The 24942-nt window shown below is 67.7% G+C and carries 24 protein-coding genes; 16 read left to right on the forward strand and 8 right to left on the reverse strand.

Going from position 1 to position 24942, the window contains the following annotated elements; translation table 11 throughout:
• Positions 1-76: 76 nt before the first annotated feature.
• The 3 genes from ACNJ7E_RS21405 to cofC form a co-directional block, all read right to left on the reverse strand.
• A complete protein-coding gene (locus ACNJ7E_RS21405; RefSeq protein ID WP_283334816.1) occupies positions 77-1012 on the reverse strand; it encodes an NUDIX hydrolase in 936 nt (311 codons plus the stop codon).
• A 34-nt stretch (positions 1013-1046) separates the two neighbouring features.
• Positions 1047-3251, reverse strand: a complete 2205-nt coding sequence (locus ACNJ7E_RS21410) for an RNA degradosome polyphosphate kinase (RefSeq protein ID WP_283334815.1) — start codon at positions 3249-3251, stop codon at positions 1047-1049.
• 68 nt (positions 3252-3319) lie between these two features.
• Entirely contained in the window at positions 3320-4042 is a 723-nt protein-coding gene (cofC, locus tag ACNJ7E_RS21415) for a 2-phospho-L-lactate guanylyltransferase (protein WP_280781732.1), read from the reverse strand.
• Between the two features lie 149 nt (positions 4043-4191).
• On the opposite strand from cofC, the gene ACNJ7E_RS21420 reads away from it, so the two are divergent.
• From ACNJ7E_RS21420 to ACNJ7E_RS21430, 3 genes are all read left to right on the forward strand, one after another.
• Positions 4192-5190 (forward strand): NAD(P)H-dependent glycerol-3-phosphate dehydrogenase, encoded by a 999-nt coding sequence (locus tag ACNJ7E_RS21420; protein WP_009479691.1) that lies wholly within the window; start codon positions 4192-4194, stop codon positions 5188-5190.
• Between the two features lie 4 nt (positions 5191-5194).
• Entirely contained in the window at positions 5195-6319 is a 1125-nt protein-coding gene (locus tag ACNJ7E_RS21425) for a cystathionine gamma-lyase (RefSeq protein ID WP_418340911.1), read from the forward strand.
• 95 nt (positions 6320-6414) lie between these two features.
• Positions 6415-7521: a D-alanine--D-alanine ligase family protein gene (locus tag ACNJ7E_RS21430; RefSeq protein ID WP_105413049.1), complete on the forward strand. Its 1107-nt coding sequence runs from the start codon at positions 6415-6417 to the stop codon at positions 7519-7521.
• 19 nt (positions 7522-7540) lie between these two features.
• Here ACNJ7E_RS21430 and ACNJ7E_RS21435 read toward each other — a convergent pair whose 3' ends face one another.
• Both ACNJ7E_RS21435 and ACNJ7E_RS21440 read right to left on the reverse strand, forming a co-directional pair.
• A complete protein-coding gene (locus ACNJ7E_RS21435) occupies positions 7541-8137 on the reverse strand; it encodes a DUF3515 domain-containing protein (RefSeq protein ID WP_280781734.1) in 597 nt (198 codons plus the stop codon).
• 2 nt (positions 8138-8139) lie between these two features.
• A complete protein-coding gene (locus tag ACNJ7E_RS21440) occupies positions 8140-8373 on the reverse strand; it encodes an Lrp/AsnC ligand binding domain-containing protein (protein WP_283334813.1) in 234 nt (77 codons plus the stop codon).
• Between the two features lie 246 nt (positions 8374-8619).
• On the opposite strand from ACNJ7E_RS21440, the gene ACNJ7E_RS21445 reads away from it, so the two are divergent.
• The 3 genes from ACNJ7E_RS21445 to ACNJ7E_RS21455 are packed head-to-tail and all read left to right on the forward strand — an operon-like array spanning position 8620 to position 10736.
• The gene (locus tag ACNJ7E_RS21445; protein ID WP_411194597.1) at positions 8620-9531 is read left to right on the forward strand and encodes a thiamine-phosphate kinase; all 912 of its coding nucleotides are present in this window, start codon (positions 8620-8622) and stop codon (positions 9529-9531) included.
• Positions 9532-9540: 9 nt separating this feature from the next.
• Positions 9541-10062, forward strand: a complete 522-nt coding sequence (locus ACNJ7E_RS21450) for a gamma carbonic anhydrase family protein (RefSeq protein ID WP_037245490.1) — start codon at positions 9541-9543, stop codon at positions 10060-10062.
• Positions 10062-10736 carry a uracil-DNA glycosylase gene (locus tag ACNJ7E_RS21455; protein ID WP_418340912.1) on the forward strand — a complete coding sequence of 225 codons (675 nt, stop codon included), beginning with the start codon at positions 10062-10064 and terminating at the stop codon, positions 10734-10736. Before ACNJ7E_RS21450 ends, ACNJ7E_RS21455 begins: the two co-directional genes overlap by 1 nt.
• Before the next feature lie 45 nt (positions 10737-10781).
• Here the strand turns inward: ACNJ7E_RS21455 and ACNJ7E_RS21460 are convergent, their stop codons facing one another.
• The gene (locus ACNJ7E_RS21460) at positions 10782-11570 is read right to left on the reverse strand and encodes an enoyl-CoA hydratase/isomerase family protein (RefSeq protein ID WP_280781735.1); all 789 of its coding nucleotides are present in this window, start codon (positions 11568-11570) and stop codon (positions 10782-10784) included.
• Positions 11571-11718: 148 nt separating this feature from the next.
• Positions 11719-11910: a 50S ribosomal protein L28 gene (gene rpmB, locus ACNJ7E_RS21465; RefSeq protein WP_005240429.1), complete on the reverse strand. Its 192-nt coding sequence runs from the start codon at positions 11908-11910 to the stop codon at positions 11719-11721.
• A gap of 235 nt (positions 11911-12145) precedes the next feature.
• Here rpmB and ACNJ7E_RS21470 point away from each other — a divergent pair, with 235 nt between their 5' ends.
• The 10 genes from ACNJ7E_RS21470 to mutM all read left to right on the forward strand — a co-directional run bounded on the left by ACNJ7E_RS21470 (position 12146) and on the right by mutM (position 24150).
• Positions 12146-13834 carry a DAK2 domain-containing protein gene (locus ACNJ7E_RS21470; RefSeq protein ID WP_418340965.1) on the forward strand — a complete coding sequence of 563 codons (1689 nt, stop codon included), beginning with the start codon at positions 12146-12148 and terminating at the stop codon, positions 13832-13834.
• Between the two features lie 8 nt (positions 13835-13842).
• Complete coding sequence (gene recG / locus ACNJ7E_RS21475) at positions 13843-16101, forward strand: ATP-dependent DNA helicase RecG (RefSeq protein ID WP_418340913.1); 2259 nt, start codon at positions 13843-13845, stop codon at positions 16099-16101.
• Positions 16102-16256: 155 nt separating this feature from the next.
• Entirely contained in the window at positions 16257-19661 is a 3405-nt protein-coding gene (locus ACNJ7E_RS21480) for a pyruvate carboxylase (RefSeq protein ID WP_280781737.1), read from the forward strand.
• Positions 19658-20224 carry a 16S rRNA (guanine(966)-N(2))-methyltransferase RsmD gene (rsmD, locus tag ACNJ7E_RS21485; RefSeq protein ID WP_009479703.1) on the forward strand — a complete coding sequence of 189 codons (567 nt, stop codon included), beginning with the start codon at positions 19658-19660 and terminating at the stop codon, positions 20222-20224. The genes ACNJ7E_RS21480 and rsmD overlap by 4 nt, the downstream gene beginning before the upstream one ends.
• Complete coding sequence (gene coaD / locus ACNJ7E_RS21490) at positions 20221-20715, forward strand: pantetheine-phosphate adenylyltransferase (RefSeq protein ID WP_005240440.1); 495 nt, start codon at positions 20221-20223, stop codon at positions 20713-20715. Before rsmD ends, coaD begins: the two co-directional genes overlap by 4 nt.
• A gap of 108 nt (positions 20716-20823) precedes the next feature.
• Entirely contained in the window at positions 20824-21597 is a 774-nt protein-coding gene (locus ACNJ7E_RS21495; protein ID WP_105413040.1) for a DivIVA domain-containing protein, read from the forward strand.
• Positions 21598-21755: 158 nt separating this feature from the next.
• Positions 21756-22316, forward strand: a complete 561-nt coding sequence (locus ACNJ7E_RS21500; protein WP_009479706.1) for a YceD family protein — start codon at positions 21756-21758, stop codon at positions 22314-22316.
• 2 nt (positions 22317-22318) lie between these two features.
• Positions 22319-22501, forward strand: coding sequence for a 50S ribosomal protein L32 (gene rpmF / locus ACNJ7E_RS21505; protein WP_005240446.1), 183 nt, complete (start codon positions 22319-22321; stop codon positions 22499-22501).
• 19 nt (positions 22502-22520) lie between these two features.
• Positions 22521-23279, forward strand: a complete 759-nt coding sequence (gene rnc, locus ACNJ7E_RS21510) for a ribonuclease III (protein WP_009479707.1) — start codon at positions 22521-22523, stop codon at positions 23277-23279.
• Positions 23272-24150 carry a bifunctional DNA-formamidopyrimidine glycosylase/DNA-(apurinic or apyrimidinic site) lyase gene (mutM, locus tag ACNJ7E_RS21515; RefSeq protein WP_418340914.1) on the forward strand — a complete coding sequence of 293 codons (879 nt, stop codon included), beginning with the start codon at positions 23272-23274 and terminating at the stop codon, positions 24148-24150. The genes rnc and mutM overlap by 8 nt, the downstream gene beginning before the upstream one ends.
• On the opposite strand, the gene ACNJ7E_RS21520 is transcribed toward mutM, so the two are convergent.
• The gene (locus ACNJ7E_RS21520) at positions 24092-24796 is read right to left on the reverse strand and encodes a pyridoxamine 5'-phosphate oxidase family protein (protein WP_280781739.1); all 705 of its coding nucleotides are present in this window, start codon (positions 24794-24796) and stop codon (positions 24092-24094) included. The genes mutM and ACNJ7E_RS21520 overlap by 59 nt on opposite strands.
• Between the last annotated feature and the right edge of the window lie 146 nt (positions 24797-24942).

The following is a 24942-nucleotide window of genomic DNA, read 5'->3' on the forward strand; positions in this document are numbered from 1 at the left end:
CAGACAGGCGCCGACCCTGGGGGTTGGCGCCTGTCCGTGTTTCCCTTGCCTCTCGGTGAACTCCGGCCGGTGGGGCTCAGTCCTTCCGAGTGGGAGGCAGGGGACTGTCGATGTGGTCGGCGGCGATGAGTTTGCCGCCGGACAGCGAGAGCACCCAGGTGCTCGCCTTTCTGTTCCGCGCCGGGGGAAGTGTGATGCCGTCGTTCTCCGCCCACCAGTCGAGCAGATCGGGAATGACGCCTCCCTGACTGCAGATCACCTGAACTCCGCCGAGAGCGGCGATCTTGCGGACCCGCGTGCGGGTGGCCACCGGGTCGGCGGTGTAACTCTCCTCGGACAGCAGCGGATCCAACCGGACGGTCGTGTCCAGCGCGCGCGCCAGTGGCTCGACCGTCTGTGTGCACCGCGTCCGGTCGGCCGACGTGATGTCGGTGGCCCCGAACGCTTCGAGCTGCGGGACGAGCGTCTCAGCCTGGAGTAGGCCGTTCGCATCCAGGGGCCGGGTGGTGTCGTCGCCCTTGTATCGCTTCCGGCTTCCAGCCTTGGCGTGCCGGACCAGGAGCACGGTCGCGGTGTCGGGTGGCTGAGCCGTGAATCGGCGGAGCATCTTGCGATCCATGGGATACGACAGCTGATCGGCCACCTCGGAGACGGGAAGCCACCGCATCTCGTCCACTTCACTGTTGGAGACGAATTCACCGGCGCGGGCTTCTGCCGCCCAGTATTCGACTCGTTTCAATCGGCGATGGCCCGGAATCGGATATGTCAACGCGCCCAGATGCCGGCCGAGGCGCCCGCGAATACCCGTCTCTTCTTCCACCTCACGCAATGCGGCCACCACTGCGGTCTCTCCGGGGTCGAGCTTTCCCTTCGGAAATGACCAGTCCTCGTATTTGGGCCGGTGAATGAGCGCGATCTCGATCTCGTCGGGATTGCGGGGAGACTTTCGCCACAGCACTGCCCCCGCAGCGAAGATATTGGCTTTGACCGGTTTGCCGGGTGAACTGCTCACCGAGTTCCTTCCTTCTGCCGCGGACTCGCCGCGATCAGGATCCGGTGCCCATTCGTTTGCGCATCATGGCCTCCTGGTGGTCGCGAACCTCCTCGCCGTGGGCAGGCGACGGAACCCACCGGCCGTCGGACCCGAGCACCCAGCACCGCGTGACGGGATCGAGCGCGGAATCGACGATCTCGGCTATCTGAGCGGTGAGTCGAGGGTCTTTCACCTGCGCCATGACCTCGACGCGTCGGTCGAGGTTGCGGTGCATCATGTCTGCGCTGCCGATCCAGTATTCGTCGGCGCCGCGGAAATGGAACACCCGGGAATGCTCGAGGAATCGTCCGAGAATCGACCGGACGTGGATGTTCTCACTCAGCCCGGGGACTCCGGGTTTGAGGGCGCAGATGCCACGCACGACGATTTCGACGGGCACACCGGCCCGGGACGCGCGGTAGAGCGAGTCGATCACCTGTTCGTCGACCAAGGCGTTGGCCTTCAGCAGGATTCCGGAGTCCTCGCCCCGCAGTTTGTGCGCGATCTCACCGTCGATCCGCTCGATGATTCCCCGGCGCACACCGTACGGCGCGACGAGCAGGTTGCGGTACTGCGTCTTCCGCGAGTAGCCGGTGAGGGAATTGAACAGGTCGGTGAGGTCTGCGCCGATCTCGGGTGCGGCGGTGAGGAGGCCGATGTCTTCGTACAGCCGGGCGGTCTTCGGGTTGTAGTTGCCGGTACCGATGTGGCAGTAACGCCGGATGGTGGACCCTTCGCGACGGACCACGAGACACGTCTTGCAGTGCGTCTTGAGCCCGACCAGTCCGTACACCACGTGCACACCCGCGTGTTCGAGCTTGCGGGCCCACTTGATGTTCGCCTGCTCGTCGAATCGCGCCTTGATCTCGACCAGTGCCACAACCTGTTTGCCCGCCTCGGCAGCGGTGATCAATGCGTCGACGATGGGGGAGTCGCCCGAAGTGCGGTAGAGCGTCTGCTTGATCGCCAGAACCTGGGGGTCGGCCGCGGCCTGTTCGATGAAGCGCTGGACGCTCGTGGAGAACGAGTCGTACGGGTGGTGGACCAGGACGTCGCCGTCGCGGAGGGTGGAGAAGACGCTCTTGGGTGTTTCTCTCTCGCCGAACGCCGGATGCGTTGCCGGGACGAACGGTGCGTCCTTGAGGGCGGGCCGGTCGACCGCATACACCTGCCAGAGGCACGACAGATCCAGCAGTCCGGGTACCTGGATGACGTCGCCGGGATCGACGTCGAGTTCGCGCAGGAGAAGTTCGAGCATGTGCTCGGTCATGTCGTCCGCGACCTCGAGTCGCACCGGTGAACCGAAGCGGCGGCGGGCCAACTCACGCTCGAGGGCCTGCAGAAGATCCTCGTCGCGGTCTTCTTCGACCTCGAAATCGGCGTTGCGCGTGATCCGGAATGCATGGTGCTCCACGATCTCCATGCCCGGGAACAGCATGTCGAGGTGAGCGGAGATCAGATCTTCCAGGGGCAGGAACGCGTCGATGGAGGAGGGCGTTTCGTCGCGGCGGACGCGGACGAACCGGCCCACGTTGTCCGGAACCTTGACCCTCGCAAAGTGTTCGCCACCGGTCACCGCATCCTTCACCGTCACCGCGAGGTTGAGACTCAGACCGCTGATGTACGGGAACGGGTGGGCGTGGTCGACTGCGAGCGGGGTGAGCACGGGGAAGATCTGGTCCTGGAAATGCACCGACAGGCGCTCGCGGTCGTCGTCGGTGAGATCGTCCCATCCGATGATGGAGATCCCTTCGGCGGCAAGCGCGGGACGAACGGAGTCGAGGAAGACCCGTGCGGCCTTCTCCGAGATCTCCTGAGTCCGGGTTGCGATCAGCGAGAGCTGTTCGCGGGGGGAGAGACCGTCGGCGGACCGCACGGACAGCCCGGTCTCGTCGCGGCGCTTGAGTCCGGCCACGCGGACCATGAAGAACTCGTCGAGATTGGACGCGAAGATGGCGAGGAACTTGGCGCGCTCGAGCAACGGCAGCGACGTGTCCTCGGCGAGGGCGAGAACCCGGGCATTGAAATCGAGCCAACTGAGTTCGCGGTTCAGGTAACGATCTTCGGGGAGTCCGTCGGTCAGCGCGCTCGTGAGGGCACTCGTCGCAGCGGGTGGCGCCATCGGAACGTTCGTGGGATTGGCCGTGACGATGTCGTCGCGGGTTCCGTTCTTTCCGTCGACGTCGGTCTGCTGGTCGAGTGCTTCTCGGTTACTCACCCCACGATCATCCCTCGAGAATTCGGCCGCCGACAATCGATGGGGCAAATTCACACGGCGTGCGCGACCTACTCGTTTCCGCAGCGCGAGGGGGCGGTGTGTTCGAGAGCGTCGAGGGCGGCACGCGTCGCAGGTCCGACGCCGAGAGCCTGCGCGGCATCGAGATCGTCGGCGGTGTCGACGTCGGTTCGCAGACCGGGCCAGTGCCCGTCGAGGGGCCGCGCCCCGGACTCGAGATGCCGCTTCGCCGATCCCGGTCCGAACCGGGGATCGAGCGGAATCTCCGGGTCGCAGGAGAACAGTGCGGCGGTTCCGGTGCCGTGATGATCGACGACGACCGACCTGCCACCGGTTCTCGCTGCGGCGAGTGCTTCACCGAATTCGCCTCCGCGCAGAGACGGAAGGTCGGCCTGCAGTGCGACGACGTCGACTCCGCGCTCGTTGCGGCGGACGTGCTCGGCCGCCGCCGACAGCGCCGCATTGAGGCTGTGCTCGGTGCCGCCCTCGTCCGGCCGATCCTCGGCGGACACGGGTGCGGGGTCGGCGTAGACGTGCGCGCCGACACTGCGCGCGAGCCGCGCCACCGCGGGATCCGGCGTGACCACGGTGACACCGACGACCGTCGCGACGTCGCTGACGACGGCCAGGGTGTCGCGCAGCATCGACAGGACCAGTCCGGTGCGGTCGGCCGTGTCGAAGACGCCCGACAGCCGCGTCTTGGCCGCGTGGAGTTCCTTCACGGCGACGAGTACGTGCGCGCGCGGCGCCACGGATCGGGTCGCTGTGCTCATGCGGATATCTTGCCAGCCCGCGCGGGGCGGTGCTCCGGACGCCCGGTCGCCGCTGAGCAGCGAACGAGTTCGGTAGCGGGGCGGCGCTCGACCTCGGCATCGGCAATACTGTGGGCGACGCATCGGGTAACGAACGACGAGGGGGCTGTGTGAGCAAGGCTGCGGTACTGGGAGCGGGTTCATGGGGGACTGCATTTGCGAAGGTCCTGGCCGACGCCGGGACCGATGTCACCATGTGGGCGCGACGCGCTGAGGTCGCCGAATCGATCGTGTCGCGGCACGAGAACGCGGACTACCTGCCGGGCATCGCCCTGCCTCCGTCGTTGACCGCCACCGACGACGCGCGGGCGGCACTCGACGGCGCCGACATCGTCGTCCTCGCGGTGCCGTCGCAGTCCCTGCGCGACAATCTGCAGGTCTGGAGTCCGATGATCCCCGAGGACGCCACCCTGCTGAGTCTCGCCAAGGGCATCGAAACCGGCACCCTCATGCGGATGAGCCAGGTGATCATCCAGGTCACCGGCGCAGACCCGGGGCGTGTCGCCGTGCTGTCCGGGCCCAATCTGGCCCGGGAGATCGCGATCGGTCAACCGGCGGCGACGGTCGTCGCGTGCACGGATTCGACGCGGGCACTGGAACTGCAGAAGGCCTCGGCCACCGGATACTTCCGTCCGTACACGAATTCGGACGTCATCGGATGTGAGATCGGTGGCGCCTGCAAGAACGTCATCGCCCTCGCCTGCGGTATGGCATCGGGAATCGGTCTGGGAGAGAACACGATTGCGAGCATCATCACTCGCGGTCTCGCCGAGATCATCCGGCTGGGAGTGGCCCTCGGTGCGAAACCTGCCACCCTCGCGGGTCTCGCGGGAGTGGGCGATCTGGTTGCGACGTGCACGTCGCCCCTGTCGCGCAATCGGTCCTTCGGTGAACGCCTCGGTCAGGGTGGTTCGATCGAGAGTGCCCAGGCGGCCACTCACGGTCAGGTCGCCGAGGGTGTGAAATCGTGCTCGTCCGTGCGGGCTCTCGCGGCCAGTTACGACGTCGAGATGCCGCTGACCGATGCCGTGCACCGGGTGTGCCACGAGGGCGTCGTGGTGCAGGACGCGATCGGTCAGCTGCTCGGCCGTCGCACGAAGCCGGAGTGAGCTCGTGAGTGGTGATTCCACCCGCTGCGTCAAAGCCGTTGCCGCAGAAAATGTTCCCGGATCGCCGATGCAGAGGGGGCCGGTTTTCGCAGCGCCGTATCAGCTGAGCGCGGACGAGGGAACCGAGTCCGACACCTACGCGCGTGCCTCCAATCCGGGCTGGCGCGACCTCGAATCGGCGCTGGCGACACTCGAGGGCGCCGCGGGCGCGCTCGTCGTCGGCTCCGGGATGTCGGCGGTCACCGTCGTGCTGAGGAGTCTGCTCACCGCCGGCGACACCGTGGTCGTTCCGTCCGACGGCTACTACCAGGTGCGCGCGTACGCGCGGGAGCGCCTGGAGCCGATGGGCATCACCGTGCACGAACTGAGGACCGCCGAGATGGCCGGCGAGACGGCCGCCGCACTGCTGGCGTCCGCCGAGGGGACGACGGTGGTGGTGGCCGAGACTCCGGCCAACCCCTCGCTCGACGTGGTGGATCTGCGCGCCGTGTCCGAGCAGTGCGCGAGCGCGGGCGCTGTTCTCGTGGTGGACAACACGACCGCAACGCCGCTCGGCCAGCAACCGCTCGAACTCGGAGCCGACGTGGTAGTCGCCAGCGGCACAAAGACTTTGAGCGGTCACAGTGATCTCCTCATGGGGTACATCGCCGCGTCGGACGCCGACTTCCTGGCCGGGATGGAACGCGAGAGGGCCCTGTCGGGCACGGTGCTGGGGCCGTTCGAGACGTGGCTCGCCCACCGGAGTCTCGGGACGGCCGGTCTGCGATTCGAGCGTCAATGCGCCAACGCCCTGGCCCTCGCGGTCCTGCTCGAGTCACACCCGGCGGCCCACCGCGTCCGGTATCCGGGTCTGCCCGGAGATCCTGCGCACGCCGTCGCCGCCGGTCAGATGCGTCGATTCGGCGGGCTGGTGAGCTTCGAGGTGGACTCCGCCGAACAGTTCCACCGACTCGTGGCCGGAAGTGAGCTCCTCGTGCCTGCGACGAGCTTCGGCGGCATCCACACCAGCGCCGACCGCCGGGCCCGGTGGGGCGACCCCGTACCCGACGGGTTCGTGCGGATCTCGTGCGGAATCGAGGACACCGAAGACCTCGTCGCCGATCTCGAGCGAGCGCTGTCCGCGTTGTGAGTGCGGGGCCGCCCACCGTGTCGTGAGGTCGGCGAAGGAAATATGAGGAGAGGTGGGTGCGGTGAGCGTGTCGCGACGACGGTACGGTCTGTGTCGTGAGTAAACCGCGTACCCGGGTAGCCGTCATCTTCGGTGGCCGCAGCAACGAGCATTCCGTGTCCTGTGTGTCGGCCGGAAGCGTCCTGAGGAATCTCGACCCGGAACGGTACGAGGTAGTGCCGATCGGCATCACCACCGAGGGCTCGTGGGTCCTCGGCTCCACCGACCCCGAAACGCTGTCCATCCGCGGCCGGGCACTGCCCAGCGTCGACGCCGACGGGTCCGCACTGGCCCTCACCGCCGACCCGACGCGGTCCGGCGACCTCGTCGCACTCGACGACGGCGAAGCGGGCAAGATCCTGGCCTCGGTCGACGTCGTCTTCCCCGTCCTGCACGGCGCCTACGGCGAGGACGGCACGATCCAGGGCCTGCTCGAACTCGCAGGTGTCCCGTACGTCGGTCCCGGCGTACTCGCCAGCGCCGCCGGTATGGACAAGGAATTCACGAAGAAGCTGCTCGCCGCGGAAGGCCTGCCCATCGGGTTCCAGGTCGTCCTGCGTCCGGGCACCGCCACACTGACCGACGAACAGAAGTCCCGCCTCCACCTCCCGGTGTTCGTGAAGCCGGCCCGCGGCGGATCGTCGATCGGTATCACCCGGGTGGCCGAGTGGGCCGCGCTCGACGACGCCATCGCCCACGCCCGCCTGCACGACCCGAAGGTGATCGTCGAATCGGGGATCGTCGGCCGCGAGGTCGAGTGCGGAGTCCTCGAGTTCCCGGACGGCGACGTGCGGGCCAGCGTCATCGCCGAGATCCGGATGCCGGAAGGCGCAGGCGACGACGAGGCGTTCTACGACTTCGACAGCAAATACCTCGACGACGTGTGCGAGTTCGACGTGCCCGCGAAACTCGACGAAGCGGTCAGCGAAGAGATCCGCGAACTCGCGGTGCGCGCGTTCTCCGCGCTCGACTGCCAGGGTCTCGCGCGGGTCGACTTCTTCGTGACCGAGGACGGCCCGGTCATCAACGAGATCAACACGATGCCGGGATTCACGTCGATCTCGATGTACCCGCGCATGTGGGGTGCGGTTGGTGTCGACTACGGCACCCTCGTCTCGACCCTGGTCGACACAGCCCTCGCGCGCGGCATCGGCCTGCGCTAGAGAAACCGAGGTCCGGCGCTCAGGGATTCGCCACGGGCGCCGGATCGAGCGGCTTCTGCGGCAATGCCTGCGACACCGCGCCGGAAATGTCCTGAAGCGGCGTCGGTCCCACCCCGGTGGGAACCGTGAGTCCGATGTACACGCCGCGGTCGACCGCGAAATAGCTGCTCGCGTCGATTCCGGCGCTCGCACCCGAGATCTCGAACCACTGAACTCCGTCGATCACCTGCAGCGCCGAAGCCTGATCGAACTCCGCGGGACGGTCCAGACCGCAACGCAGGACGAGTGGTTCACCCTCGGCCGGCTGCCACGCGGCAGTCGCCTCGGGTGCGGGCTCGGTGAGTTCGGCGCGCGTGTAGTCGCCCAGCGCGTCGGGGAGGCCCGCCATCAGGGTGGCGCACTCCGCGGAGCCGGATGCGGGCGCGGGCACCGGGCCCAGCGACACCGGTTCCTTCACCGGGTTCCGCCCGGCGAACACCGCCGCGACGACGATGCCGATGACCAGGGCCACGGGAAGCGCCACGGCCGTCGCGATGAGCGCGGGATTGCGCCGCTCCGCGGGGACCGGGTCGGAGTTGCCGGCGGGTGTGCTCTGTTCGGGTTCGAGGTCGGACATGCTCAGTTCTTGTTCGCAGACTTTTCGGGGACGTCGCAGGTGAGGGTGCGGGTGATGCCGGAGACGTGACGGATCTCCTCGACGACGGGAGCGACCTCGTCAGCGGACACCCGCACGATGACGTCATACGGTCCGACCACGTCCTCGGCGGTCCGGACTCCGGTGATCTTCGCGATCTCGGTCGCGATCGCCGCAGCCTTGCCGACTTCGGTCTGGATCAGGATGAACGCTTGCACTCTCGCTCCGGCCCTTCCCTGCTCCGCGCCGCATGATCTCGGTAGAGTCGCGGGTGCTTCGGCGCGCTGATCGGTCACGTGCCGAGAAGTTCCGGCAACAGCTAAAAGGTACCGCAGTCGCACATTCCGTCGACCGGGCCCACAGCCGCTGCACGGGCCACCCGACACTGGAGGCACACCATCACACCGACGGATTCCCCGGACCCGAACCCGCCCCTCACCGTCGCCGACGTCGGCGAGTTCGCCGTGATCGGCCGAGCGGTGGACGGCCGGGTGCAGCCGCCGTCCACGCTGATCGGCCCCGGCGACGACGCTGCCCTCGTCCGGGCGGACGACGGCCGGGTGGCGGTGTCCGCCGACATGCTGGTGCAGGACAGGCATTTTCGGCTCGACTGGTCGTCCCCACGCGATGTGGGCCACAAGGCGGTGGCGCAGAATGCGGCCGACGTCGCGGCGATGGGGGCGCGGCCCACGGCCTTCCTCGTCTCCCTCGGTCTCCCGCCGGACACGTCGATCGACGTGGCGGACGGCATCTCGGCGGCAATCGGGGAAAGCGCCGAGGAACTCGGGGCCGGCGTCGTGGGCGGTGATCTCGTGCAGGCCGGGCAGATCGTGATTTCCGTCACCGTCCTCGGTGATCTGGGTGGTAGGAGCCCGATCCGGCGGTCGGGCGCGCGGCCCGGCGACGTCGTCGCGGTGGCCGGCGAACTCGGCCGGTCGGCGGCCGGTCTCGCGCTGCTGCTCGGCGGGTCCTCGGATTTCCCGGACCTGCTCGCCGCGCATCGGGTCCCCACCCCGCCGTATTCCGCCGCCTGGGCCGCCGCGGACGGGGGCGCCCACGCAATGACCGACATCTCCGACGGACTCCTCGCCGATCTCGGCCACATCTGTGACGCCTCCGGCGTCGGAATGTCCCTCACCCGATCCGACCTGGCTGTCTCACCCGAACTGGTGGCGGCAGCGAAGGCTCTCGGCGTCGACCACTGGGAATGGGTGCTCACCGGGGGAGAGGACCACGGTTTCGCCGCCACCTTCCCTGCCGGCGTCCCGCTCCCGGCGGGGTGGACCGGGATCGGCGCGGTGCACGACGGGTCCGGCATCTCGGTGGACGGCGAGACCTGGCCGGGGGCCGGCGGCTGGCAGAGTTTCTCGGTATAGGTTGCACGCATGGCTATCTACGCGCTCGGGGACCGCGAACCCGACATCCATCCGGACGCCTACGTCCATCCCGACGCCGTGGTGATCGGGAACGTGACCCTGGCGGCAGGCACCTCGGTGTGGCCGCAGGCCGTGCTCCGCGCCGACTACGGCACCATCACCGTCGGCGCCGACACGAACATCCAGGACGGCACCGTGATCCATTGCACGATGATCGATCCCACCGTCATCGGCTCGGGCTGCGTCGTCGGTCACGCGGCGCACATCGAGGGATCCACGATCGGCGACCACTGCCTGATCGCCTCCGGATCGATCGTTCTCAACGGTTCGGTCATCGGTGCCGGTTCGGTCGTCGGAGCCGGCGCCGTCGTTCCGTTCAAGTTCGAGGTTCCGCCGCGGAGCATGGCGCTCGGCGTCCCCGCGAAGATCCGGCAGGGCTACGAGGTTCCCGAGGGGCACCTCGAGATGAACGTGAAGATGTACGCCGCGAACGCGGCCTACTACCGCGACTCGCTGCGCAGGCTCGACTGATGGCGGCGCCGCTGGCGGACCTCGTCGAGGCCGGATGGGCAGACGCACTCGAACCGGTGTCCGGACGGATCACGGAGATGGGCGAGTTCCTGCGCGCGGAAATCGCCGACGGGCGCGACTACCTTCCCGCCGGAGAGAACGTCCTGAGAGCGTTCACCCACCCATTCTCCGAGGTCAAGGTCCTGATCGTGGGTCAGGACCCGTACCCCACACCCGGTCACGCGGTCGGTCTCAGCTTCTCGGTGGCTCCGGATGTGCGCCCCGTGCCACGCAGCCTCGGCAACATCTTCACCGAATACAGCAAGGACCTCGGCTGCGAGACGCCCACCACCGGGGACCTCACCCCGTGGTCACGTCAGGGAGTGCTTCTGCTGAACAGGGTCCTCACCGTGCAGCCCGGACTCCCGGCCTCGCACCGGAAGAAGGGCTGGGAGGCGGTGACCGAGCAGGCCATTCGCGCTCTCGTGGCGCGCCCCGAACCCCTCGTCGCAATTCTGTGGGGCCGGGACGCGTCCACGTTGAAACCGATGCTCGGCGACGTGCCGACGATCGAATCGGCGCACCCCTCACCGCTGTCCGCGTCGCGCGGATTCTTCGGTTCGCGGCCGTTCAGCCGCGCGAACGAACTCCTCGACGGCCTGGGCGCCGAACCGGTGAACTGGCAGCTGCCGTAAACGGCGAATTCCCCTACTGCACAGACGAGAAGGCGGCACGTTCCTCTACTGCACAGACGAGAAATCGGCACGCCGTTTCTCGACGAAGGCGTCGACGCCCTCGCGTCCCACCGGGCTGTCGGCCGCGGTGGCGATCGACGCGGCCTCCGCGTCGAGTTGCTCGGCGAGCGAGCGATATCGGGAGGCGCGCACGAGCGTCTTGATCCCCGAGTAGGACGGCGTCGGGCCGGCAGCGAGGGTGCGGGCGAGTCGAAGGGCCTCGTCCTGGACGACGTCGTCGCCGACGAGGCGGCTGAGGATGCCCAGGCGGACGGCCTCGTCGCCGCTGAGAACGGCATCGGTGATCAGGATCTCGCGCGCGCGGGCGTCGCCGACGATGCGCGGGAGGGTCCAGGACATGCCGCCGTCCGGGGTGAAGCCGATGGACGGGTAGGCCGGGCGCAGCTTGGTCCCCGGGCCGCCGATGGCGACGTCCGTGAGGCAGACAAGGCTCATGCCGGCGCCCGCCGCCCACCCGTGAACACCGGCGATCACCGGAACGGTCACGGCGTCGAGCGCACGAACGAATTCGTGGAACACGCGCGCCACCTCGGCGACGTATTCGCTTCGCACCGGTGCGGACGCGAAGGCGTGGACGTTGCCGCCCGCACAGAAGTTCGGGCCCTCCCCGACGAGAAGGACGCTGCCGATTCGGTCACCGACCGCTTCGAGTGCCCGGGCGCCCTGCACCATGCCCTCGCCGTCCAGTGAGGTGCCGTTCTCCGCCGTCGCGATCGTGATGCGCAGGACGCCGTCTTCGAGCTGTACTTTGCTGAGTCCATCGAGAGAAGTCACCGTTGCACCTTACGTTGGGCCCCTGCCGGTGCCCGACGTGCCCCGATGCGCTGCGACGATGCCGAATCGGACGGATGTGGCGACACAAAAAACTGCGCCCCCGACACCGAAGTGTCGGGGGCGCAGTGACATCGCACGCAGCGTCGGGTCAGCCCCGAGCAACCTTTCCAGCCTTCAGGCAGGAGGTGCAGACGTTGACCTTCCGGGTGTTTCCGGGGGCAACCTCGGCACGAACAGTCTGAATGTTCGGGTTCCAGCGACGGTTGGTACGCCGGTGCGAGTGCGAGACCGACTTACCGAAGCCGGGCCCCTTGGCGCATACGTCGCAGACGGCAGCCATAGTCGCGAACTCCTTCAAGATAGTGAACTGTGAAATTTGCTGGCCTCGTGGAGACAGGGCACAGCAAGCGCGCCCTGTACGAGGCAACCGTGCAAGAGTAGCCGCTCGAGTGCGGATTGGCCAAACCCGGTCCCGAAGGGCTCGGACCGCGGGCCCGATCATCGTCCCCCGACTAGTCTGACGGCACCTTCCCATTCCCTGGCCGGAGAGGACGACAGTGGCCCCTGAGCTCCCGATGGACGGGCGAGTCCTCGAATCGTGGGCGCGGACCGCCGTCGCGGGTCTGGAAAAGCGGTGCGAGGAGATCAACAGCCTCAACGTCTTTCCGATCCCGGACTCCGACACGGGTACCAATCTGCTGTTCACGATGCGTGCGGCGCTGGGTGCGATCGACGAGTACGCGGGCAGCGGCACCAAGGACGTCCGGCAGGTGGCCATCGCCCTGGCTCGGGGCGCGGTCGCCGGCGCGCGCGGGAACTCCGGCGTGATCCTGTCCCAGGTGCTGCGAGGGATTGCGGAAGCAGCCGTCACCCCCGCCGTCGACACAAGGACGGTCCGGACCGGGCTGCTGATGGCCACCAACCTGGTGACGGACGCGGTGAGCTACCTGGTGGAGGGGACCATCGTCACCGTGTTGCGCTGTGCCGCCGACGCCGCGGCGGAGTTTCCGGACGAGGCGCCGATCGCGGTCACGGCCCGCGCAGCCGCGGACGCGGCGGCGTCCGCGCTCACCAGGACGCCGTCGCAACTCGAGGTGCTCGGCACCGCAGGCGTCGTCGATGCGGGAGGACTCGGCCTCGTCGTGATCCTCGACGCTCTCGTCACAGCGGTGACGGGGGCACCGCCCGATCGCGCACCGATCGCGCTCCACGTTCCGCGCCGCACCCCGTCCACGCATCGCGCAGAGCTCGTCCCTGTTTCCGCGCCGCCCGCGTCGCAGGGCCCGCACGCGCATCCGGGACCCGGACCCGAATGCGACGAGGGTTCGGATCAGGACTTCGAGGTGATGTACCTGGTCGCGGAGTCCGACGAGGACCGCATCGCGGAGTTGCGCACCACGCTGAACGCCCTCGGGGACTCGATCGTGATTGTCGGCGACGGCCGCGGAGGCTGGTCGGTCCACGTGCACTGCACGGACGCGGGCGCAGCAGTGGAGGCCGGCCTCTCGGCGGGACGCATCCACGGAATCCGGGTCAGCAGCTTCCTCGTGGATGCGCGGGACCAGGGGTTGCTCTTTCCCCCGGTCCGGACCCGGCCGGATCAGGGGGAGCGGGGAATCGTCGCCGTCGTGGCCGGCGACGGCGCCGCCGAACTGTTCGCCAGCGAAGGCGCGACAGTCCTCCGATGCGACGACGCCCCCGTCACCCGGGCCCAGCTCCTCGGCATCATCAGGCAGATGGGACGCACCGAGGTGCTCGTCCTCCCCAACGGTGCGCTGACGGCCCAGGAACTCGTCGCGGTCAGTGCCGCGGCAAGGGACGCCCGGCACGAAGTCCTGCTGCTCGCGACGTCCGCGATGGTGCAGGGACTCGCGTCCCTGGCGGTGCACGACCCCGAGCGTGAGGCGGTGGACGACGCCTTCGCGATGTCGGAGGCCGCCGCAGCGACCCGCTGGGGATCGCTGCGCATCGCCAGGGAACGGGCCCTCACCTATGTGGGCACGTGCGAACCGGGAGACGGCATCGGACTGATGGGTCACGAGGTGATCGTCATCGAACCGGACGCGGTCGCGGCCGGACGGCGACTCGTCGACCTCGTCCTCGGCGCGGGTGGCGAACTGGTGACGCTCCTGATGGGGTCGGAGGCGCCGGACGGGTTGGACACGGAACTGGCCGATCACATCTCGCAGCGGCACCCCGGCGTCGAGGTGATGATCTACCACGGTGGACAACCTGGAGATCTGTTGCAACTCGGGGTGGAATGAGGAATTCGATGGCCACATTGTCCGACCGGCTCGATCATCTGCTGGGAAAGAAGACCGCCGACGCGCTCGAGGAGGCGTTCGACATCCGCACGGTCGAGGACCTGCTGCGGCACTACCCGCACCGGTACGCCTCGCAGGGCCGTGAGCTCGCGGAGAAGGACCCGCCGGAGGGCGAGCACATCACGATCATCGCCCGGGTCACGTCCGCGGCCGTCGTGAAGATGAAGAACCGGCCGGGCAGCATGCTCAAGGTGGTCCTGTCCACCGACACCCAGAACGTGGACGTCACCTTCTTCAGCCCGCAGAAGGTCAAGCACGTGATCAAGCCCGGTGTGCGCGCGATGTTCTCGGGAACGGTCAAGTACTTCCGCCAGAAGTGGAGCCTCACCCACCCGAGCTACCTCATCCTCCCCGAGCCGCGGGCCGGCAGCGAGGACCCCGTCGTGAACGTCGGCCGGATCCGCGGTGCCGGGGATCTCGCGGGAATCGCCCGGGCGTCGCAGGAAGCCGGTGCCGGGGTCGACATGTCCGTGTTCGACCGGGCGCTGATCCCGCTCTATCCGGCCACCCGGGACGTCGAGAGCTGGACGATCATGAAATGCGTCCGCCAGATCCTGGACCAGCTCGATCACGTCGACGACCCCCTGCCGGAGAACATCCGGGCCGAACGCGAGCTGATCGGCCTCGACCAAGCCCTCCGGTCGGTCCACCTGCCCGACACGCGTGAAGACGTGGAGAACGCCCACGACCGTCTCCGGTTCGACGAGGCGACGGCGCTGCAGCTGGTTCTCGCCCGTCGCCGCCACGACAACGCCGAGCGAGTCGCGCCCGAGTGCCTGCCGGTGCCCGGCGGGATCGCCGACATATTCGAGAAGATGCTTCCCTTCCAGCTCACCGAGGGTCAGCACACGGTCGCCGACGAGATCTCCGCCGATTTGGCGCAGCCGCACCCGATGAGCAGGCTGCTGCAGGGGGAGGTGGGTTCCGGTAAGACGATCGTGGCCCTGCGCGCCATGCTCCAGGTGGTCGACGCCGGCTACCAGTGCGCCCTGCTCGCCCCGACCGAGGTGCTCGCGACGCAGCACGCCCGGTCGCTGCGGGCGATGCTCGGCTCCCTCGCGACCGCCGGGGAACTCGGGGCGCACGAGAAGGCCACACGGGTGGCGCTGCTGACGGGGTCGATGCCGGTCGCCGCCAAACGCACGGCTCTGAACGAGGCGATCACCGGCGACGCGGGGATCGTCATCGGCACCCACGCCCTCATCCAGGACAACGTCGAGTTCTTCAACCTCGGGATGGTGGTGGTCGACGAGCAGCACCGGTTCGGTGTCGAGCAGCGCGACCGGCTGCGGTCGCGGGCGCGCGAGGGTCTGAGCCCTCACCTGCTGGTGATGACGGCGACGCCGATTCCCCGCACCATCGCGATGACGGTGCTCGGCGATCTGGAGGTGTCGACGCTGCGGCAGCTGCCGAAGGGCAGGTCGCCGATCAAGAGCAGTGTGGTACCCGCGTCCCAGAAGCCGCAGTGGGTCGCGCGCGCGTGGGAACGGATCCGCGAGGACGTGGCCGAGGGGAGGCAGGCGTACGTCGTGTGCTCGCGCATCGGCGACGGCGAGAAGGGCGACGGCGAGGACGCGTTCGACGAGAAGGCACCCGAGACGAAGTCTGCCGTCGAGGTGTTCGAGGAGTTGAGCGGCAGCATCATGCCGGACCTGCGGGTGGGTCTGCTGCACGGCCGGCTTCCCGCGGACGAGAAGGACGCGGTGATGCGCGACTTCACGGCCGGCGACATCGACGTCCTGGTGTGCACCACGGTCGTCGAGGTCGGCGTCGACGTCCCGAACGCGACGATCATGGTGATCGTCGACGCGGACCGTTTCGGTGTGAGTCAGCTCCACCAGCTGCGCGGACGCGTCGGCCGTGGCAAACACCAGGGCCTGTGCATTCTCGTCACCGAGATGAATCCGGGCGGTCCCGCCTACGAGCGATTGTCGAACGTGGCGTCGACCAACGACGGTTTCGAACTTGCGCAACTCGACCTCGCCACCCGCCGCGAGGGCGACATTCTCGGTGCGGCGCAGTCGGGAACGACGTCCACGTTGCGGCTGTTGTCGCTGCTCGGCCACGAGGACGTCATCGCTGCGGCGTCCGAGTTCGCGCGTTCGGTCATCGCGGACGATCCGCGCCTCGAAAACCATCCCGGGCTGTCGGCGATGGTGACCTCGGCGCTCGACGCGGACCGCATCGAATATCTGGAGAAAACGTGAGAACTTACTTCGCTTCACGTAAATCTTCGCTCGTCTGTTTCGGGTCTGTTGCAGAATTCGCACACGTCAGGGGGGTCTTTGTGAAGTTTGTGTAGGATCCTGAAATGTGGGATGCCACTTCTCCGCGGCCGTCCGCGGCGGGGTAGTTTGCTCCAATGTTCTCCAAAGTCCTGGTCGCCAACCGTGGCGAAATTGCGATCCGCGCTTTCCGTGCCGCCTACGAACTAGGTGCTGGAACGGTTGCGGTGTTCCCGTACGAGGATCGGAACTCGATCCACCGTCTGAAGGCTGATGAGAGTTATCAGATCGGCGAGGAGGGACACCCGGTTCGGGCGTACCTCTCCGTCGACGAGATCGTCTCCGCGGCCAAGCAGGCAGGCGCCGACGCCATCTACCCCGGCTACGGCTTCCTTTCCGAGAACCCGGATCTCGCCGCCGCGTGCGCCGAGGCGGGCATCACGTTCGTGGGTCCCTCCGCCGAGGTGCTCGAGCTCACCGGCAACAAGGCGCGTGCGATCGCCGCGGCGAAGGCCGCCGGTCTGCCGGTGCTGGCGTCGTCGGAGCCGTCCGCCGATGTGGACGAGCTGCTGGCCGCGGCCGAGACCATGCAGTTCCCGCTGTTCGTGAAGGCCGTTGCCGGCGGCGGTGGCCGCGGCATGCGCCGCGTCGCCGAGCGGGCTCAGCTCAAGGAGTCCATCGAGGCCGCCGCGCGTGAGGCCGAGTCGGCCTTCGGCGACCCGACGGTGTTCCTCGAGCAGGCCGTCGTCGACCCGCGTCACATCGAGGTCCAGATCCTGGCCGACGGTCAGGGCAACGTCATCCACCTGTTCGAGCGGGACTGCTCGCTGCAGCGCCGTCACCAGAAGGTGATCGAGCTCGCGCCTGCCCCGAACCTGTCGGAAGAGCTGCGGGCGAAGATCTGCGCGGACGCGGTGGCGTTCGCGAAGGAGATCAACTACTCCTGTGCGGGCACCGTCGAATTCCTCCTCGACACCCGCGGCAACCACGTCTTCATCGAGATGAACCCCCGCATCCAGGTCGAGCACACCGTCACCGAAGAGGTCACGGACGTCGACCTCGTGCAGTCGCAGTTGCGGATCGCGTCGGGGGAGACCCTCGCGGACCTGGGCCTGAGCCAGGACAAGATCACGCTGCGCGGCGCGGCGCTGCAGTGCCGCATCACCACCGAGGACCCCGCCAACGGATTCCGCCCGGACACCGGTCGGATCACCGGCTACCGCACCCCGGGTGGTGCCGGTATCCGCCTCGACGGCGGAACGTCGGTCGGGGCAGAGGTCTCCGCGTACTTCGATTCGATGCTCGTCAAGCTCACCTGCCGCGGCCGCGACTTCGAAACCGCCGTCGCCCGGGCCCGCCGCGCGGTCACCGAGTTCCGCATCCGCGGTGTGTCGACGAACATCCCGTTCCTGCAGGCGGTGCTCGACGACCCCGATTTCAAAGCCGGCCGGGTCACCACGTCCTTCATCGAGGAGCGCCCCCAGCTGCTCACGCTGCGCAGCTCCGCCGACCGTGGCACCAAGATCCTCACCTACCTCGCCGACGTGACGGTCAACAAGCCGCACGGCGAGCGGCCGTCGGCGGTATACCCGCGCGACAAGCTGCCCCAGATCGACCTGTCCACCCCGCCGCCGGACGGCAGCCGTCAGAAGCTGCTCGCCCTCGGGCCGGAGGGATTCGCCAAGGCACTGCGGGAGCAGAAGGCCCTCGCCGTCACCGAGACCACGTTCCGTGACGCACACCAGTCGCTGCTCGCGACCCGCGTGCGGACCAGCGGTCTGCTCGACGTCGCCGGGCACGTCGCCCGGCTGACCCCCGAGCTGCTGTCCATCGAGGCGTGGGGCGGTGCGACCTACGACGTGGCGCTGCGGTTCCTGCACGAGGACCCCTGGTACCGGCTGGCCGCTCTGCGCGAGGCCGTGCCGAACATCTGTTTGCAGATGCTGCTGCGCGGACGGAACACCGTCGGCTACACCCCGTACCCGGAGAAGGTGACGCGGGCGTTCGTCGAGGAGGCCACCAACAGCGGCATCGACATCTTCCGCATCTTCGACGCCCTCAACAACGTCGACCAGATGCGGCCGGCCATCGACGCCGTCCGCGAGACCGGCACCGCACTCGCCGAGGTCGCCCTGTCCTACACCGGCGACCTGTCGAACCCGAACGAGAAGCTGTACACCCTCGACTACTACCTGCGCCTGGCGGAGGAGATCGTCGAGGCCGGTGCGCACATCATCGCGATCAAGGACATGGCCGGACTGCTCCGCGCCCCCGCCGCCACCACCCTGGTGACGGCGCTACGCAAGAACTTCGACCTCCCCGTGCACGTGCACACCCACGACACCCCGGGTGGTCAGCTCGCGACGTACCTGGCCGCATGGCAGGCAGGCGCGGATGCGGTCGACGGTGCCTCGGCCGCGATGGCGGGCACCACCAGCCAGCCTGCGTTGTCGGCGATCGTGGCCGCGGCCGCGCACTCCGAGCACGACACCGGCCTGGACCTGCAGGCCGTGTGCGACCTCGAGCCGTACTGGGAGGCGCTGCGCAAGGTGTACAAGCCGTTCGAGTCCGGGCTGCCTGCCCCGACCGGACGTGTCTACACGCACGAGATCCCCGGCGGTCAGCTGTCGAACCTGCGCACCCAGGCCGTGGCGCTCGGTCTCGGTGACAAGTTCGAGGAGGTCGAGGCCAAGTACGCGGCCGCCGACCGGATGCTCGGCCGCCTGGTCAAGGTCACCCCGTCGTCGAAGGTGGTCGGCGACCTCGCCCTGCACCTCGTCGGATCCGGAGCGTCCACCGAGGAATTCAAGGAGAACCCGGCGAAGTTCGACATCCCCGATTCGGTGGTCGGGTTCCTGCGCGGCGAACTGGGCACCCCGCCCGGCGGCTGGCCCGAACCGTTCCGCACCCGGGCCCTCGAAGGTCGCGGAGCCGCCAAGCCCGAGGTGGCTCTGTCCGCGGACGACGAGAAGGCACTCTCCGGCACGTCCGCGGAACGACGGGCGACGCTCAACCGGTTGCTGTTCCCCGGCCCGACGAAGGAATTCCTCGAGCACCGGGACAAGTACGGCGACACGTCGCAGCTCTCGGCGAACCAGTTCTTCTACGGCCTGCGTCGCGGCGACGAGCACCGGGTCCGCCTCGCACAGGGTGTCGAGCTGATCATCGGGCTCGAGGCCATCTCCGAACCCGACGAGCGGGGATACCGCACCGTCATGTGCATCCTCAACGGGCAGCTGCGTCCGGTGTCGGTGCGTGACCGGTCCATCTCCAGTGAGCTCCCGGCCGCGGAGAAGGCCGACAAGAACAACCCCGGCCACGTGCCGGCGCCGTTCGCCGGTGTGGTGACCCTCGCCGTGACCGAGGGTCAGCACATCGCCGCCGGCGACACGATCGCGACCATCGAGGCCATGAAGATGGAAGCGGCCATCACCGCCCCGCGAAGTGGCACGGTCTCCCGGCTGGCCATCGGATCGGTCCAGCAGGTGGAGGGCGGCGACCTCCTCGCCGTCGTGTCGACAGGGGAGTCCGCGAGCGAGTGACTCGGATCATCGCGGGACTCGCGGGCGGTCGACGCCTGCGGGTCCCGCCGAGCGGGACCCGGCCCACCTCGGACCGGGTCCGCGAGGCATTGTTCAGCGCACTGCACAGCCGGATGGACCTCGAAGGCGCGTCCGTCCTCGACCTCTACGCGGGGTCGGGGGCGCTCGGCCTGGAGGCGCTCTCCCGGGGTGCGGACCGCGTCGTCCTCGTCGAGTCCGACTCGAAAGCGGCGGGCATCATCAAGCACAACGTGACGACGGTCGGTCTGCCGGGCGCGGAAGTGCGCGGGGCTCCGGTGGCCGCGGTGCTCGCGGGCACCGCCGACCGGCCGTACGACCTGGTGATGGCGGATCCGCCGTACGCCGTCGACGACGAGGCGGTACAGACGGTGCTCGGCCACCTCCGGGTCAACGGCTGGGTCGGCGACGGTTCGATCGTGGTGCTCGAGAGGTCGTCGAGGTCACCCGAGACGGCGTGGCCCGAGGGCTTCGCGCCCGTCAAAGCGAAGAAGTACGGCGAGGCGAGAATCGAATTGGCGACCTGCTACGGTCTGGACTCATGACTGGCGCTGTCTGCCCCGGATCCTTCGACCCCGTGACCAATGGCCACCTTGACGTGATCGGCAGAGCTGCCGCGCAGTTCGACGAGGTCATCGTGACGGTCATGGTCAACAAGAGCAAGCGTGGCCTGTTCACCGTCGAGGAGCGCATCGAGATGCTCGAAGACTCGACCAGTGAGCTGCCCAACGTGCGGGTGTCCTCGTGGCACGGCCTGCTGGTGGATTACGCCAAGCAGCAAGGGATCACAGCGATCGTCAAGGGCCTGCGCGGCGCCAACGACTTCGACTACGAGCTGCAGATGGCGCAGATGAACCAGAAGCTCAGTGGCGTCGACACCCTCTTCATCCCGACCAACCCCACCTACAGCTACCTGTCGAGTTCGCTCGTGAAGGAAGTGGCCACGTTCGGCGGCGACGTCTCCGACATGCTGCCCGAGAAGGTGCACGCCCGTCTTCTCGCGAGGATCGCCGAGCGCGCCGCCGAGAGCAGCTGATACCCGACACACCGGCTGCCACGACACACCCGCGGCGTCCGGTCGGGCAGACTTGCACGAAGAAGGCTGCGCCGACCTGCTGAGGGTCATGGATGATTGGGGTTGCTTGTGTACCGGGTATTCGAGGCGCTCGACGAACTTGTCGCGATTGTCGAAGAGGCACGCGGCGTACCGATGACCGCCGGCTGCGTGGTTCCGCGCGGCGACGTCCTCGAACTGCTCGACGACGTGCGCGATGCCATTCCCGGTGAACTCGACGACGCCCAGGACGTCCTGGACCACAAGGACAAACTGGTGGGGGACGCGCGGTCCAACGCGGAGAAGACCATCTCCAGCGCCAACGCCGAGGCGAACTCCACCATCGAGAACGCGCGAGACGACGCCGACCGCATTCTGGCGGACGCGAAGGCGCAGGCCGACCGGATGGTCGCCGAGGCCCGCGCGCACGCCGAGCAATTGGTCACCGACGCGCGCGCCGAGGCCGAGTCGTCCGTCGCGGAAGGCCAGCGCGAATACGACGCACTGACGGGTCGTGCGCGGTCCGAAGCCGATCGCATGATCGAGTCGGGCAAGGCGTCCTACGAGAGGTCCGTCGCGGAGGGCACGGCCGAGCAGGCGCGCCTCGTCTCGCAGACGGAGGTCGTCCAGGCGGCGCACGCCGAGTCGGCCCGGGTGATCGACTCCGCGCACGCCGAATCGGATCGTCTCCGCTCGGACTGCGATCTGTACGTCGACACGAAGCTCGCGGAATTCGAGGACTTCCTGAACGGCACCGTCCGGTCCGTGGGCCGGGGACGTCAGCAGTTGCGGACCGGTTCAGGTGTCCCCGATTACGCCTCGGACTACGACGTCGACGACCGCCGGGCCGAGCGTCGCCGCTGAGCCACCGCCCGGCCGGCGCCCTCGACCGAATTTGGCTCCACCGCGCAGATTGCGTATCGTGGAGTGGTTGCCCTTTGTCGTTTCCCTTTTCTCGAAAGTGAAGTTTGTTGTCATCCCATCGCCACAGCTCATCGCGTTCCCGACGGGACGCGGACTTCGTGCTGGACACGGTCAAACTCGGCCGTCGTCCCGGTTCGATGCGCACCGTGGAACGGGTGGTGACGGCGCCACAGCGCATCGGTCTCGACCTGATCGCCATCGAGGAAGGATCGGAGATCGATCTCGATCTCCGGTTGGAGGCCGTATCCGAGGGGGTTCTGGTCACCGGTTCGTTGCGAGCCGACACCGTGGGGGAGTGCTCGAGATGTCTCGAGCCGTTCTCGGACACGGTGGACCTGACTCTCACGGAGCTGTTCGCTTACCCGGACAGCGCCACGGAAGAGACCACGGAGGAGGGGGAGGTCTATCACGTCGTCGACGACGAGATCGACCTCGAACCCGTCGTGATCGACGCCGTCGGCCTCGCACTGCCGTTGCAGCCGCTCTGCAGTGACGACTGCCAAGGATTGTGCCCAGAATGTGGCGTTCGCCTGGCGATTGCCGAATCTGGCCATGGGCATGACATACTTGATCCTCGCTGGGCTGGTCTTGCAGCCAAATTTGGCGTGGAATCAGAACCCAGCAAGAATCTTGTGAACACCGAAGCCGAGGAGAAGTAGAAGTGGCTGTCCCCAAGCGCAGAATGTCGCGATCCAACACGAGGTCGCGTCGCAGCCAGTGGAAGACCACTGTGCCTACCCTCGTCACCTGCCCCAACCGTGGCTGCGGCGAGAAGACGCTGCCCCACGTCGCGTGCCCGTCGTGTGGCACATACAAGGGCCGCCAGGTCACTGCCGCCGTCTAGTTCTCCGCGGAGAGGCGTTGTGACGAGCGACATCAGTAATACACCCGCCGGCGGCGAGGAGGATCATGCTTCCCTCCTCGCCGCCCTCGGCGTAGAAATCGAGCCTTCACTGCTCACCCTGGCGTTGACGCACCGCTCGTATGCGTACGAGAACGGTGGTCTGCCCACCAACGAGCGTCTCGAATTCCTCGGTGACTCCGTGCTCGGAGTCACCGTCACCGAGAAGCTGTACCTTGCGCATCCGGACAAGTCCGAGGGCGACCTCGCGAAGATCCGGGCGAGCATCGTCAACATGCACGCGCTCGCGGAGGTGGCCCGCACACTCGGTGAGGGCGGCCTCGGTGCCCATCTTCTGCTCGGTAAGGGCGAGGAGATGACCGGTGGCCGTGACAAGCCGAGCATCCTGGCGGACGGCATGGAGTCGATTCTCGGCGCCATCCACCTCGAGCACGGCATCGACACGGCGCGACGCGTCGTACTCGACCTCTTCAGCGACCTTCTCCAGCGAGCCCCTCGCCTCGGCGCGGGTCTGGACTGGAAGACGAGTCTGCAGGAGTTGACGGCGGAGCGTGGCGTCGGTGTCCCGGCGTACGAGATCACCGCGACCGGCCCGGACCACGACAAGGAATTCACCGCCACCGTGATCGTCGGCGGCAAGCCCCTCGGCGTCGGTATCGGCCGCTCCAAGAAAGAGGCCGAGCAGAAGGCTGCGAGCACGGCGTGGAATGCGTTGTCCGACGCAGGCCCCGACGTAGCGGCCGACGACGTCAGTGCCTGAACTACCCGAAGTCGAGGTGGTCCGGCGCGGACTCGAACGCCACATCGTGGGGGCGTCGATCGATTCCGTCGACATCCTGCACCCACGTGCGATCAGGCGTCATCTGCCCGGCGCCGCCGACCTCGCCGGACAGCTCACCGGCGAACGTATCGCGAGCGCCGACCGTCGTGGAAAGTATCTGTGGCTGGTCCTCGAACCCAGCACGGTCGCTCTCGTGGTGCATCTCGGCATGAGTGGTCAAATGCTCGTGCAGCCACCGGAATTGCCGACCGAGAAGCATTTGCGGATCCGGGCCCGGCTCGATTCCGGTCTCGACCTCCGGTTCGTCGACCAGCGGACGTTCGGGGGCTGGGCGCTGGCGCCGCTCGTCGACGTCGACGGCTCGCTCGTGCCGGACTCGGTGGCGCACATCGCCCGTGACCCACTGGATCCGCGTTTCGACCTCGCGGCCACCGTGAAGGTCGTGCGCGGCAAGCACACCGAGATCAAACGTGCGCTTCTGGACCAGACCGTCGTCTCCGGCATCGGCAACATCTATGCGGACGAGGCGCTGTGGCGCGTACAGATCCACGGAAATCGGCTCACCGACAGGCTGAGTGGTCCCAAGGTCCGTGAAGTGCTCACGGCCGCCCAGGAGGTCATGCGTGAGGCGCTCACCCAGGGCGGCACGTCCTTCGACGCGCTCTACGTGAACGTCAACGGCGAGTCGGGCTATTTCGACCGTTCGCTGTCCGCCTACGGTCAGGAGGATCGCCCGTGCCCGCGGTGCGGCACCGCGATCAGGCGAGAGAAATTCATGAACCGCTCGTCGTTCAGTTGCCCGAAGTGCCAGCCGGCACCACGGAGAAGCCCGGCGAAATCGTCTGTGTGAGTTCGGCGGTCGCGGGCTCCTCGGAGAGCTGACCGTCGGTGTCGTGGCGCGGTGTCGCCTTGGCGTCGAAGTAGTCGCCGCCCTTGCGTTTCACGTCGTCGGTGCCCCACTCGCGGTGGCGGGGGACCGGTGCCATTCTCGGAATGTGCTTGCGACAGTGGATGTATGCCTCCTCGACGTCCACGACCACCCAGCGTTCCGGGATCCGGCCGTTCGTGTGGTCCGCAGGCAGATCTGCGATCTCGGAGCGCAGGACCGGGTCTTCGACGATCCGGGCCGAGCCGTTCACGTGCAGTCCGATGAGGTCCTGCACGAAGTCCACGAGAATGATTCCGACGTGCGGGTTTTCCCGGATGTTGCCGAGGCTCGCCATGACGCCGTTGCCGCGGTACTCCGGATACGCGAGGGTCTTCGAGTCGATGACGTGCATGAATCCCGGTGTCCCGGCGCGCAGACTGTTGTCGCATTCGCCGGACGCGTCGGCGGTGGCGATGAAGGCGATCTCCTGGCGGCCGACGAACTCGATCATCGTCGGATTGAGATGGTCCAGCATCTGATCCGAGTAGAACTTGGCGGCACGATCCTCGGTGCCGTACTCGGACTGAAGCCCGCGCTCTCCCGCACTACCGATCTGGCCCATCTGCATTCCCCGCTACGTCTCGGCGTCATTGGTCGGTTCACCCTACGGCCCACCGGTTCCCTGTGCTGAGAATCCTCGTTCACAATTGTGTGGAAACCACTGCCGCCCACCCACCTACCTGGCGTTGCGTCGATCGGTGGCAGGATTGACCC

The organism is Rhodococcus mengyinensis (genome assembly GCF_048381435.1).
In the GTDB taxonomy this organism is placed as follows: Bacteria; Actinomycetota; Actinomycetes; order Mycobacteriales; family Mycobacteriaceae; genus Rhodococcus_F; species Rhodococcus_F opacus_D.